The following is a 13,249-nucleotide window of genomic DNA, read 5'->3' as shown; positions in this document are numbered from 1 at the left end:
TCCCTGACATAACAACAAGAAGAGCTGAAGATGACTCAGAAACGTGCGATGGACATTGCCGGGGCCGCGCCCCTTGGCAAGCTTCACTACACCCTGCTGTTCTGGTGTTCTTTCATCATGCTGTTCGATGGCTACGACCTGGTCATCTACGGCGCGGTGGTACCCCGTCTGATGGAGGAGTGGGCCTTGACGCCCGTGGTCGCCGGCTGGATGGGTAGCGCTGCGCTGTTCGGCATGATGTTCGGTGCAGTCGCGGTTGGCCCTCAGGCGGATCGCTTGGGGCGGCGCAAAGTAATCATTGGCTCGATCGGCCTCGCCAGCCTTTGTGCCTTTGGCACGGCCTTCACTTGGAATGCACCGAGCTTCGCCCTAGCGCGTTTCCTCACCGGAGTAGGGCTGGGTGGAGCGATTCCCAACATCGTTGCCTTGATGAATGACCTAGCGCCGACCACTCGACGCAGTTCGCTGACCACTATCATGCTCAGCTTTTATTCGGTTGGCGCGATGATTTCCGCTTTGGTCGCCATGCTTATCATCCCTCGTTATGGCTGGGAAGCGACCTTCATCATCGGCGGTCTGCCGCTGCTATTCCTGCCATGGTTGGCACGGCAGCTACCCGAGTCGCTGCACTATCTGCTTGAGAAGGATCGCACTGCCGCCAGCCAATTACTCACCCGCATCGACCCCCAGGTGGATACCCGCCAGGTCAACCTGGACGCACCGGTCAGGACTTCCTCCGCAGCGCCCCTCTCGCGTCTGTTCACCGAGGGCCGCGGGGTCGGCACCCTGTTCCTCTGGCTGGGCTTCGGTATGTGCCTGTTGATGGTTTACGGACTCAATACCTGGCTACCGAAGATCATGGTTGCCGGTGGCTTCGAGCTGGGTTCCAGCCTCATGTTCCTGGTGACCTTGAACCTAGGCGCTACGGCGGGAGCCTTGGGTGGCGGCTGGCTGGCTGATCGCTGGGGCTGCAAGCGGACGCTGATGCTGTTCTTCCTGCTTGCCGTAGTGTCCTTGTGCACCCTGGGCATCAAGCCTGGACCGTTGCTGCTGAACGTCATGTTGCTGATCGCTGGTGCCACCACCATTGGCACCTTGGCGGTAATCCATGCCTTCGCTGCCCAGCAATACCCCAGCGAAATCCGCTCTACCGGCGTCAGCTGGTGCTCGGCCATAGGCCGCTTTGGTGGGGTCGCAGGCCCCGCGCTAGGCGGGTTGATGTTGAGCATGAATTTGCCGCTGCAACTCAACTTCATCCTCTGCGCAGTGCCTGGCGTGATAGCTATCTTCGCGATCGCGATGATCCGCAAGGGGCGCAGTACGATGCCTGCCACGCCCGGGCGGGCATTGGATGTTCAATCCTGATAGCTGACGTCTCGAGTCCGTTTCACTGACACAAAGGAGCCGCAATGAAGATTGCGATTGTAGGTGCGGGAGCGATGGGAGGACTGTTTGGCGCCCGTCTGGCCTTGGCAGGGCAAGAGGTATCCTTCGTCGAGGCTTCCGCTCAAGCCATCGAGGTCATCTCCCGACAAGGCCTGCGGCTGGAGACTCCGGAGGTGCAGACGACCGTCCAGGTACCCATTGCCCGAGCAGCGCAGTTCTCTGGCTCCTTCGATCTGCTGGTGATCTTCACCAAAGGCTTTCACACCGCCGCGGCAATCGATTCGGTACGTCATCTGGTGGGGCCCGACACCTGGGCGCTGTCGGTACAGAATGGCCTGGGTAACGCCGACATTATCGCGAGCGTAGTGCCCGCTGAGCGGGTGATCGTCGGTATGACCAACCTGCCCGCTGATCTGGTGGCGCCCGGGGTGATCCACAGTCAGGGTGAGGGCCATATCAACCTCTGGTCTTTCAACGGAGAGGACGCTTCCAGGGTGCATGAGGTGGCCACTGTGTTCAGTCAGGCGGGTCTACCCTGTACGGCTGATTCGCAGGTACAGGTCGCGATCTGGGAAAAGGTTGCCTTCAATGCGGCACTCAACTCGGTGTGCGCCGTTACTCGCCAGACCGTAGGTGCCGTGGGCCGCTCCGCATACGGCCGGCAGGTGCTGGGTAATCTCGTTGAGGAGACGCTGGCTGTCGCCCGGGCGGCCGGGATCGCCGTCGACCGGCGGCGGGTCGAGGCGGCGGTGGACTATGCCTTGGCCAACCACCAGCAGCACAAGCCTTCGATGCTGCAGGACCTGGAGGCTGGGCGAAAGACCGAGATCGACTTCATCAATGGCGCGGTAGTGGCTCAAGGCAAGCGCCTGGAAGTCCCCACGCTTGTGTTGCAGGCGTTGTACAACCTGGTCAAGGTCAGTGAGGGCCAGGGCCAGGGCCAGGGCCAGGGCTAGCAGCCTTGCCAGCTATGCCCAGGCTGCCGAGCGGTATGGCCAAGGCTGGTTGAGGTCGGGGTCCGTGATACCAGGCGTTTGCACGAGTGGATGGGCTTTTTCCAGAGGCCGGCATTCTCCTTGACGAACTTAACAGCATTGAAGTGGGCGCCTTGGTCGAGCCTGGCGCCATCGCAGAGTCAGGTTGGCCCGCCTTGCGGGTCCGCGACGTTAATTTTCTGAAGGTCATCGACGACTCTTTCGACGATGCCCATATCGTCTAACAAGCAGAGGTAATTCATGACTCACCTTGCCAATCGATTCCCGGTCTTCGATCAACAGTTCATTGCTGGTCAGTGGCGTGATGGCCGCGATAGCAGTGTGCTGCAGGTGACCGATCCGTTCGACGGTAGCCAGTTGGCGCAAATTGTCCAGGCCGATCGTGACGACCTCGACGAGGCCTATCGCCAGGCTGCCGAAGCCCAGGTGAAGTGGGCCGCTACCGGTCCTGCCGAACGGGCAGCGGTGATGCATCGGGTGGTACAGCTGTTCGATGAGCATCGCGAAGCGATCATCGACTGGATCATCCGTGAATCCGGTAGCACCCGTATCAAGGCGCAGATCGAGTGGGGTGCGGCGCGCAGCATTACCCTGGAGTCGGCCTCCTTCCCGGCCCGGGTGCATGGTCGGCTATTGCCCTCCAACGTGCCCGGCAAGGAAAACCGCGTCTACCGCGAGGCGCTGGGCGTAGTCGGGGTGATCAGCCCCTGGAACTTCCCGCTGCATTTGTCGCAACGCTCGGTGGCACCCGCGTTGGCGTTGGGTAATGCGGTGGTGATCAAGCCGGCGAGCGACACCCCGGTCACGGGAGGCCTGCTGCTGGCCAGTCTTTACGAGGCGGCGGGCCTCCCCGCGGGACTGCTCAGCGTAGTGGTCGGCGCGGGAGCCAAGATCGGCGATGCCTTCGTCGAGCATGAGATACCGAAATTCATCTCCTTCACCGGCTCGACGCCGGTCGGTCTGAACATCGGCCGGCTGGCGTCGGGTGGCAAGCATCTCAAGCACGTCGCGCTCGAGCTGGGTGGCAACAGTCCCTTCGTGGTCTTGGCCGATGCCGATCTGGAGCAGGCTGTCAGCGCGGCGGTGATGGGCAAGTTCCTGCACCAGGGACAGATCTGCATGGCGATCAACCGGATCATCGTCGAGGAGGGGATTCATGATGCCTTCGTCCAGCGCTATGCCGAGAAGGTCAGGGCGCTGAAGGTCGGTGATCCGCACGACGCTGACACGGTGGTCGGTCCGATCATCAATGCCAAGCAGTTGCAGGGTTTGCTGCAAAAGGTCTCACGTGCCAAGGAGGAGGGTGCTCGCGCGGTGGTCGAAGGCGAGGTGCAAGGTCAGTTGCTGCCGCCACATGTGTTCGCCGATGTCACCCAGGACATGGAGATAGCCCGCGAAGAGATCTTCGGACCCCTCGTCGGTATCCAGCGTGCCCGCGATGAAGCCCACGCCCTGGAGTTGGCTAATGACAGCGAATTCGGTCTGTCCAGCGCGGTGTTCAGCGGCGATGTGGAGCGGGCAGTACGGTTCGCGCGGCAGGTCAAGGCCGGCATGACCCATGTCAACGACATCCCGGTGAATGACGAAGCCCATGCGCCCTTCGGCGGCGAAAAGAACTCGGGACTTGGCCGCTTCAATGGTGATTGGGCCATCGAAGAATTCACCACCGATCATTGGATCAGCGTGCAGGCCACTCCCCGCCATTACGCGTTCTAGGTTAGGTAGCCAAACCAGCCTCTCGCTCGGGTCAGCGGGAGGCTGGTGATTGGTAGCCAACAGGACGCCGGCCTGTATCAGCGGCGCTACGGGGCGATCCCGTAGCGCCGCTCCTCAAGACGTGCGGATCACCAGCTCCGCCGACAACCCTTCGACCGAGGCGCAGCCCAGGTTGGCCAAGGTTCGATTCATCTCATCCTGGAAGATGTCGAGCACCGCGCTCGCCCCCTTCTCTCCAGCGGCGGCAAGCCCATAGAGCAGGGGGCGGCCGATGAGTACACCACTGGCGCCTAGGGCGAGTGCCTTCACCACGTCAGACCCCCGGCGGAAGCCACTGTCGACCAGCACCTTACCGGGGTGCGCTTGAGCAATGTCCGGCAGCGTCGCTAGCGGCGAACAGCTAGCGTCCAGCTGGCGCCCACCGTGGTTCGACAGGATGACGCCGTCGGCGCCCAGTTCGATGCAGCGGGCCGCATCCTCAGGGTGCAGCACGCCCTTGACCAGTAAGCGATGGGGCCAACGCTGCCGCAGTCGCTGCAGGGCGTTCCAATCGAAGCTCGCATCCATCTTCCGCGAGAGCAGGGCGGCCTGTAGTTCCACGTCATAGGCTTCCCGGCTGGCGAAATTGGCCATCTGCGGCATGCCCCCTGTGAGCAGGCGCCAAGACCAACGCGGATGTAGCATGCCATCCAGTATCACCCTGGGGCTGTACTTGAACGGCAGGCCGAAGCCGCTGCGCAGGTCGCGCTCTCGCTTGCCGTTGACCGCAACGTCGGTAGTCAGGACCAGGGTTCGATAGCCCGCCGCCAGTGCCCGGGCGACGAGCTGATCGGCAAGGGTAGGGTGCACCACGTACAGCTGGAACCAGAGGTCGCCACCGACCTGGTCGGCCACCTCTTCGATGGAGGCATTGGCTGCGGTGGACAGAATGAAGGGAATGTCCGCCTGCTTGGCCGCGCGGGCGAGTTCGAGATCGCCCTTCGGCCAGAAGGCTCCATTGAGCCCCATGGGTGCCACCATCAGGGGTAATGCCTGGCGTTTGCCGAACACCTGAGTCGTAAGACTCCGCTCGGCCACGTTCACCAGGCGCCGCGGCAGAAATTCCAGGCGGTCGAAGGCCTGCCTATTGCGCTGGAGGCCTTTCTCGTCATCCGCGCCGCCGTCCAGGTAGTCGAACACCATCCTGGGTAACCGTTTCCGAGCCAGTTCTCGATAGCCTTCGACGTTAAAAGCTGAGCGCATGACATCCCTCAAGGCAGAACCCGATCAAAATGGACTTCAATCTAGGTAGTCGCAAAAGATTCATCAAATCGATAGTTGATGATGCTTGTATAAGAACTGTCTATAGATTGAGCAGCGATGTCGCTTCTGCCTCCGTACGGGATGACCGGGCGGAGCAAGGCCGCCATGGCAGGCGGCTGCATCCTGGCCTAGGAACCTTTCTTTAGGCGCTGGCTACGTCGGTAGGCGTCATCGCCAGTTCCGGATTTTTGCTCGGCGCCGTTTCCTTCAGGAACAGGCCGAACGCCGCCGCGAGCAGCGACACCACGCCGACGATCAGTATCGGCACGATCAGGCCGAAGTGGTCCGCCAGGCTGCCGGCGACGATGGGCATTGCTACGCCGCCGATGATTTCGCTGACGCCCGTGGGCACCCCAACTGCCGCCCCCGTCACCTGGCTCGGCACGGACTCGGCCGGAATGATCGCCAGGAACAGCGGCGCGATCCCAAAACCAAAGACACCGGCCAGGAACAGGATCGAGAACATCACGAGCGAACTCGCGTGACTCATCGCGAAAGTAAGCATCAAGGCGCCGTAGATAGCTGCGCAGATCACCAGCACCGGTTTACGATCGAGGCGATCGGAGAGCGCAGGGATGGCGATCATGCCGATGAAGCCACCGAATCCCCAGCCGGAGACGATGAGGCCCGTCTCCGCCAGTGACAGCCCCACGACCTGGGTCAGATAGAGCGCCACGAAGGTGGAGAAAACGAATAGCCCGGTCTGGAACAGCGAGCCAATCACGGTGCTCACCCAGATATTCCTGTACCTGAGTACCGACGTCGCGCCTTTACGGGGGTGTTCAGGGGTAAGGATGGCAGCGCGCCTGGGCTCCTTCATCACCTTCGCCAGAATCAGCGTCAAGATCAGCCTAGGTACACCCAGGATGAAGAACACCCATTGCCATGACAGGTATTGGGTTAGCTGGGTAGCGATGATAGGACCCAGGCCGATACCCAGCAGCGGGAAGAAGGCTTGGTGAATGCCCAGGTTCATGCCCCTGCGCGTTGGTGAAGAAATTTGCGCCAGTGTTGCAACGCTGGTGCTGAAGACGCCACCTTCGCCTATCCCCAGTAGTCCCCGTACCACCAGCATCCCGGTGAAGCTCTTGATTGCCCCGGTCAGCCACGCCATGAGCGAGAAGAACACGCCCGAGCAAATCAGTACCTTCTTACGTCCATAGCGATCGCTGACGCTGCCCAGTACCCAGGTAGAGAGAGCCCAGGTCAAGGCCAAGATGGACGCGATGGCCCCGGCCTGGGTGTTGTTCAGACCCAACTCCGGGATCAGGATCGGGAAGAGATAAACGACAACCAAGCGATCCAGACCCACTACACCGAACAGAATGGCCAATAACCAGACCATCTTCCATTCATAAGAGGATAACGTGCTCATAGATAATCGATCTCCGTGCGGTCGAGGTTAGGTACGCCCATCAGTCCGAAAAGTCGTCGGTGTGTTTGTCTAGAGAAGAAGACTCATCGCTGTGGTGGCTAGTGGCCTTGTTCACGACGGGACGGCGGCTCTGGCGATCGATCACCAGCCGGGTGATGTCGCTTCTGGAGTAGTGGCCTACTGGGTCTGCGGCGACCTTCGCCAGGGTGACGGCAGCCAGGTCGACCTGCGCATAGAGCAGGCCTTCTTCATCCACCGGTAGCGGGGTGGCGAGTTCTGCGCCATCGGGGCCATAGATCCGCGCGTAGCCGCCGCCGGCCTTGAGCAATCCTCGTGACTCCTCCGAGGTGCAGAGCAGCTCGATCACGTCGCTGGACACCATGCCGCAGGGGGCCAGGACGAAGCACTGGCCTTCGACCGCATAGGTTCTGCTCACGGCATTGTTGACGTCGCCACTGATCGCCGGGGTGACCTCGTTGTACAACGAAAAGCCTGGCCAGGCAGCGATATGAACCTCTTCGTGCTCGCTGAACATCGCGAACTTCGCCAGCGGCTGGATGTGTTCCCAGCAGCACAGAGATCCCATCTTGCCGAGAGCGGTCGGGTGGACCTGGATGTCGCTGCCGTCGCCTTCACCAAAGACCATTCTCTCGGCGACGGTGGGTTTCAACTTGCGGCGAGTCCCCAGGGTTTTACCCTCGTCATCGATCAGCGCTTGCCCCATGTAGAGGCTGCCGCCGTCTTTCTCGGTATAGCCGATGGAAACGAAGATCTTGTTGTCCCTGGCGCAGGCTTCGAGCCTTTTGAACTCTTCGCTGCCCACCACCAGGGCCTCCTGGTGATACTTGAGCATGAACTGCATGGCCTAGGCAGGCGTACCCAGCCAAAAGAACCAGGGATACCCGGGCACGAAGTTTTCTGGAAAGGCGATCAGCCGGGCGCCATTACGCGCCGCTTCTTCGATGTAGCGAATGCACTTATCAAGGGTGGCGTCGCGATTCATGAAAACCGGCGCGGCTTGTACAACGGCCACCTTGTAAGCGCTGTGAATGACATTCATAGGGGTCTCGATCCGAAGGAGTGGGCGATGATCGAGATGGTTAGGCAAAGAGACGCCAAGTGCTGTGCTCAGCGTCTTGCCGATCTTGCTCCTGTTTCCGTGATGGGCTGCCTACTGGGTTCCCGCTACAGGGATCTGCAGGCGTTACCAAAGGTGGCGATGTAACACCCGACGTTGGTTAGCGCGCTCTACGATGTTCTGTCCTGAGGCAAAAGGGCGCTTTCGTGCCCTCATCCAGCGCAGTAGAGCCTGCGCCAGCCCTGATTCACGCTCATTTTTATCTCGCTCTTCCTCATTTTTCGTCTGCATCTCCTGCAGATCGGGAAAACGGCGCTTATGGCGCCCATCTTGCTAGTCAGCCGCTACATTACTGATGCTTCAGCGTGATGGAAGATGCTCAATACACTCACCACGAGCGATGTGCCGCCGTCGGATCGCCAGGCCTTCTGGCGTCAAGTGATTGCCGATCGCTTCATGGCCTTGGATTTCGAGTCCAGGAACGCTGTCCCTTTTGCCGCGAATCTCGATGTCCTGCAGTTGGCGAATCTTGATCTGATGCGGTTGGAAGCGTCGGCGCACGCCGTGGCGAGAAGCAGCAAGCTGGTGCAGAAGGACGCGTCGGACTTCTTCATGCTCAGTTATCAGCGCCGGGGCGAGGGGGTGCTGGAGCAAGACGAGAAGGTATCAATACAGACTGCGGGAGATTTCGTCCTCTATGACAGCAGGCGACCGTTCGCCATGTCCTACAGCGGAGACTTCTGCAAGTACGTGATTCGCATACCTCGAGCGAAACTGCAGGCTCATATCTCCCAGCCTCAACGGCTGTGTGGCATGACCGTCAGCAAGGATTCAGAGGCGGGGCTCGTACTGGGCGCGATGCTCAGCGCGCTGTTTTCCGGCCCGGCCTCATCCAGCGTCTCCGTTCAGGAGTCTTTGGCCAGGGCGTTTATCGAGGTGACCATCGGTGGACTGCAATCCATACCCGAGGCCCCAGGGGCGGAATGCAGCAAGTTGCAGACGTTCCACCTGCATAGAGTCAAGCGCTACATCCTGGACAATCTGCAGGATCCCAACCTCAACGTGGAACGTATTTCCGCGGATCTCAAGCTCTCGATGAGTTCGCTTTATCGGATTTTCGAATCCGAACGCCTGACACTGTCGCAATGGATCTGGCACCGGCGCCTGGAGAATTGCAAGCGCGACCTGCTGTGCAAACATCTCGCCCATAAGCACATTGGCGATATCGCGTTTGACTGGGGCTACAGCAGCTGTGCGCATTTCAGTCGCGTCTTCAAAAAAGAAACCGGAATGACGCCCAAGGAATTTCGGCTAAAGGCTGCGCACTCTTGCTGAGGACGTTCGGTCTGGTGCGTATTGCTCGGATGGCCCGCCAGATAGGGAGGTCAGCGTGCTTGACGTCAAGGTTGACCTGACCTGTAACGAGCTGGACCTCTTCACCCAGGTGGTTTGGCGGTTGCGCCATGCCGGCGGGTGCGAGGAAGAGGTCAGGCGGCAGATCCTGCTGGATGTCACGCAGCTCCTCAAATCCGATTACGGCGCGTCCTATGTCTATGACGAGCGGAAAGACGTTTCCACCCGCTGCGTTTCGCTGAATATCGACCAGGTCAAACTCGGCGAGTACCAGGCTCATCACCACCTCGCCGACTGCATTACCCGGAAGATGAGGGCTCAACGCCAAGCCGCGCGCGTGGACGATGTGATCGACCGGAGGGCGCTGGAAGCCAGTGAGCACTACAACGAATTCCTAAAGCCGTGCGGGATGCACTACGGGATCAATGTATTTTTTTTCCAGGGTGGCAGAGACATCGGTGACCTGCGCATCTGGCGAGGTGCCGATCAACCTCCTTTTGGCATCAGGGATGTCCTGCTGCTCAAGGCCTTGACCCCTTATTTCGAGGAGTCGCTGTCTCCGGCCCGGCAGCCGCCATCCCTGTTGACGCGACGTGAACAGGCGGTCGTGGAGCATGTCGCGGCCGGTTGTAGCGACAAGGAAATCGCCCGCTTGATGGGCATAGGTTTCACCACGGTGCGAACGCATCTGAAAAACGCCATGCACAAGACTGGCGCGAGCAACAGGACCGACCTTGCGGTACGGGGTCGACCGCAGTAGCGGCTCCTCAAATATGAGGATTTTGGCCAAATCCAGCGTGTGAATAAATGAGTTGTCGATGCCAGTCGAGCATCGGGCAGACCTCAGGATTTCACCGTGATGAACAAGTCTCCCTTTCTGGCCTTGGCGATTGCCTTGGCGAACTCGAGCGCCTTCGCGGCGCTACCGGCTACCCCGCTTTACCGCCTCAGTGCGGAAGAAACCGCCAAGCTGATCTGCAACAAGCAGGTTTCCAGCGAAGAGGTTGTCAGGTATTGGCTGGACCGTGTGGATGCTCACCCCGAACTCAATGCCTTCATCTCCCTGGACCACCCGCGGGCGATCGCCGAGGCGAAGAAAGCGGACGCCCGGCTCACCAGCGGCGGCCAATGTCGTCCCCTTGAAGGCGTGCCGATTGCCATCAAGGACAACATCCAGGTGGTGGGCTTCGCCAACACCGCCGGCACGCCCGCCTTGCGGCAATTCATGCCCAAGGTGAATGCGCCCATTATCGACAAGCTGGAAGCGGCCGGCGCGATCATCGTTGGCAAGACCAACATGCACGAGCTGGCGTTCGGGGCGACTGGATATAACGTTGCCTACCACGTAGGTAACGTCGTTGGTGTACGCAACGCCTTCGACCAGTCGCGCATCGCCGGCGGATCTTCCTCGGGCAGCGCCGCGGCCCTCGGCGCCCGGCTGGTGCCGATCGCCATGGGTACCGACACCGGCGGATCGACACGCGAGCCCTGCGCCCTGAATGGCTGCCTTGGCTTCCGTCCTACCGTGGGTCGTTACAGCGGTGCAGGCATCACTCCCATTTCGTCCACTCGTGATACCGCCGGGCCGATGGCGAACAGCCTGGGTGACATCGTGCTGATGGATTCCGTGCTCAGCGGCAAAACCCCGCTGCCCGCCAAGCCGGCCAGACAGATTCGCCTCGGATTGCCCGATTACTTCTGGGCCGATCTGGACAGCGACGTCGCCGGAAAAGCCGAGCAAGCCCTGGCCAAGCTCAAGGCCGCGGGTGTGCAGTTGATACCCGTGCAGATGCCCGGCATGAAAAACCTCGTGGCAGCGGTGGCGACGCCCGTCGCGATCGTCGAAGCGAAGAGGGCGCTCACGGCCTATTTGAAAGAGCAGGGCACCGGGGTCTCGTTCGAACAGCTGACGTCTGGGATCGCGAGCCCTGATGTCAAAGCCATTTTCGAGACCATGGTGGTACCGGTAACCGTACCGGATGCAACAGGAAGGATGGTGCCGGGACAGCCGCTCTACGAGAAGGCAATCAAGCAGGGCGTTCCCGCGTTGGCAGCGGTTTATGAGCAGACCTTCCAGCAACACAAACTCGATGCCTTACTGTTTCCCGCCGTGCCGGAAGTCGCCATCAAGAGCGGGCCAGGGGCGGGCACTCCAGACCACTTCCTTCGCATCATCAGGAACTCGGATCCCGGCAGTAACGTGAAGATGCCTGGCCTGAGTATCCCGGTCGGTCTTGGCGAAGAAACGAAACTTCCGGTGGGTATGGAGATAGATGCCCTGCCAGGCCAGGACGATCAACTGCTCGCCATAGGTCGCACCCTCGAGTCCATCTGGGGGCCAGGCCCCATTCCCGCTATCGCTCGTTAATCACCGCCGATCATCATTCATAAACGGTTTGGACAAATCATGAAAAAGAACAAGGGTTCAGGGCGCCCGTGTGCCCGTCGTTTTTGTGTGAATGCAGTACTGGCGTCTATTGGTATTGCCGCTGGGGGTTTCGCTGGAGCTGATGACAGCGCGTTCAAACCGCATGTCGTCATCACCAACCAGACGCTCAAGAACCTGGACATCGGCCCCCGGCCTTATAGCGTTGCAAATGCCGGCGCCATCTTCGTGGGGGCGGATCTGGATCTGGGCAAATTGCTGGATAACCAGGCCGGCACCCTGAAGTTCGATTACACCTTCTTTCCCTGGATGCACAATGCAGGGATTCCCGCCCAGGACCATTGGCAGGGCGCGGTTGGCAGTGGCTTGGCCGGCTCCGTCATGCACAACGATATCGATACGGGCTACCTGTCGCTCTTCGCCTACGAGCAAAAGCTTCTCGATGGACAGTTGCAGGTGACGGCAGGGCGTACCAACGCCAAGCGTTACTTCTATCTCTCCAATTGTGGCGCCATCGTTGCCTGCAACGACCCGCTGGTCGAGTACACAACTGGCATCCTTCCATTTCCCTAAGGCAGCTGGGGCGGATACGCGAAGTATCAGGTGAACGACCGCTGGTACGTGCATGGAGGGGCGTTCGAGTCGAATCCCAACGACTATCTCGACAAGACCCACGGGTGGCACTGGAATCCCGATAATGCCAGCGGGGTCACCAGTCTTGCGGGTATCGGCGTTGAGCAGACCATTGCCCAAGATCCCTATCCTTACCACTATGAGCTCAACGGTTTCTTCAATAGCGCTGAGCAGGTAGACATTTCTGATGGCACGAAGCATCGAGGTAGCAGCGGCGCAATTTTCCGTTTCCGGCAGACCATCGCACGCGATGAAGTTGCGGATGCTCAGTCGCTTGGCCAGGCCTGGCAGGTATTCGGCGCCTGGTCATTCAATGCGGACGACTCTCAACCCTTCCAGCACTTTGTGGAGGCCGGAGTAACCCGGGTGGGACCGTTTGGTCGGCCACAGGATTCCATCAGTTTGAAGGCAAGTTATCTGCGGCTGTCGGAAAAGCAGTACGACTACCAGAACCAGCAACGCCTTGATGTCACAGGGCGGGATCAACACATGTCCAGAGGGGAGTCACGCGTCGAGCTCAATATGCATTGGCAGGCGACGCGCTATCTGGCGTTCGAACCAAGCGTCCAATACATTTTCAATCCGAGCAATTTTTACAACCCAGTCTCCGAGGTCAGCGGAAATGGCACTGTGTTAGGCCTACTGGTGGTGTATGACTTCGGATCACACATTGGTCTCTGATTGGGCCGCCGCACAGAATACCGAGTGGTTGCGTCGATAATCTCATTGACGTTCGATCTGAAGTGATAGACGGCCCGCTATAAGTTAGCTAAGCCTGCGCGGTATATCGCATTTGTTTCAGCCGCGCAGCGCTTAGGGGACAAGCAATAGTACGAAAGCCGGCGTTCCGCTTCAAAGTAAGCCTAGCTCCTTACCTTCTCGGCACGCTGCTGGAGCTTCGACCGCGATCAGCACGCCTACCTTTTAAGGGAGCAATTCTTCTAGTCACGGATGCCTATAGAAGCGCCTTCATTGCGATAGAGATGTGCCTCTGTCGGCAATAAGTGTCCCTTCTGCTGTTAAAA

Annotated in this window: 9 protein-coding genes and 2 pseudogenes; 8 read left to right on the top strand and 3 right to left on the bottom strand. The window is 59.9% G+C overall.

The features are described from left to right. Nucleotides 1–30 precede the first annotated feature (30 nt). The 3 genes from DBY63_RS21105 to DBY63_RS21095 all read left to right on the top strand — a co-directional run bounded on the left by DBY63_RS21105 (nt 31) and on the right by DBY63_RS21095 (nt 4,097). Nucleotides 31–1,365 (top strand): aromatic acid/H+ symport family MFS transporter, encoded by a 1,335-nt coding sequence (locus DBY63_RS21105; RefSeq protein WP_108576278.1) that lies wholly within the window; start codon nt 31–33, stop codon nt 1,363–1,365. Nucleotides 1,366–1,409: 44 nt separating this feature from the next. Further along, nucleotides 1,410–2,342 (top strand): 2-dehydropantoate 2-reductase, encoded by a 933-nt coding sequence (locus DBY63_RS21100; RefSeq protein WP_108576277.1) that lies wholly within the window; start codon nt 1,410–1,412, stop codon nt 2,340–2,342. A gap of 279 nt (nt 2,343–2,621) precedes the next feature. Beyond that, a complete protein-coding gene (locus tag DBY63_RS21095) occupies nt 2,622–4,097 on the top strand; it encodes an aldehyde dehydrogenase family protein (protein ID WP_108582807.1) in 1,476 nt (491 codons plus the stop codon). 114 nt (nt 4,098–4,211) lie between these two features. Here the strand turns inward: DBY63_RS21095 and DBY63_RS21090 are convergent, their stop codons facing one another. The 3 genes and pseudogenes from DBY63_RS21090 to DBY63_RS21080 all read right to left on the bottom strand — a co-directional run bounded on the left by DBY63_RS21090 (nt 4,212) and on the right by DBY63_RS21080 (nt 7,834). Further along, nucleotides 4,212–5,339: an alpha-hydroxy-acid oxidizing protein gene (locus tag DBY63_RS21090; protein WP_108576275.1), complete on the bottom strand. Its 1,128-nt coding sequence runs from the start codon at nt 5,337–5,339 to the stop codon at nt 4,212–4,214. A 202-nt stretch (nt 5,340–5,541) separates the two neighbouring features. Beyond that, nucleotides 5,542–6,774, bottom strand: a complete 1,233-nt coding sequence (locus DBY63_RS21085) for an MFS transporter (protein WP_177411487.1) — start codon at nt 6,772–6,774, stop codon at nt 5,542–5,544. A 40-nt stretch (nt 6,775–6,814) separates the two neighbouring features. After that, nucleotides 6,815–7,834: pseudogene (locus tag DBY63_RS21080) on the bottom strand (carbon-nitrogen hydrolase family protein). A 393-nt stretch (nt 7,835–8,227) separates the two neighbouring features. Here DBY63_RS21080 and DBY63_RS21075 point away from each other — a divergent pair. The 5 genes and pseudogenes from DBY63_RS21075 to DBY63_RS21060 all read left to right on the top strand — a co-directional run. After that, the gene (locus DBY63_RS21075; protein WP_108576273.1) at nt 8,228–9,187 is read left to right on the top strand and encodes a helix-turn-helix domain-containing protein; all 960 of its coding nucleotides are present in this window, start codon (nt 8,228–8,230) and stop codon (nt 9,185–9,187) included. A 55-nt stretch (nt 9,188–9,242) separates the two neighbouring features. After that, nucleotides 9,243–9,965, top strand: a complete 723-nt coding sequence (locus DBY63_RS21070; protein WP_108576272.1) for a LuxR C-terminal-related transcriptional regulator — start codon at nt 9,243–9,245, stop codon at nt 9,963–9,965. Between the two features lie 99 nt (nt 9,966–10,064). Beyond that, nucleotides 10,065–11,573 (top strand): indoleacetamide hydrolase, encoded by a 1,509-nt coding sequence (iaaH, locus tag DBY63_RS21065; protein ID WP_108576271.1) that lies wholly within the window; start codon nt 10,065–10,067, stop codon nt 11,571–11,573. 39 nt (nt 11,574–11,612) lie between these two features. Beyond that, nucleotides 11,613–12,164 (top strand): hypothetical protein, encoded by a 552-nt coding sequence (locus DBY63_RS25305; protein ID WP_256594473.1) that lies wholly within the window; start codon nt 11,613–11,615, stop codon nt 12,162–12,164. Nucleotides 12,165–12,179: 15 nt separating this feature from the next. After that, a pseudogene (locus DBY63_RS21060) lies at nt 12,180–12,905 on the top strand (carbohydrate porin); the annotation flags it as partial. Nucleotides 12,906–13,249 lie beyond the last annotated feature (344 nt).

It is taken from the genome of Pseudomonas sp. RIT411 (assembly GCF_003057735.2).
In the GTDB taxonomy this organism is placed as follows: domain Bacteria; phylum Pseudomonadota; class Gammaproteobacteria; order Pseudomonadales; family Pseudomonadaceae; genus Chryseomonas; species Chryseomonas oryzihabitans.
This window is presented reverse-complemented; position numbering and strand designations above follow the sequence as displayed.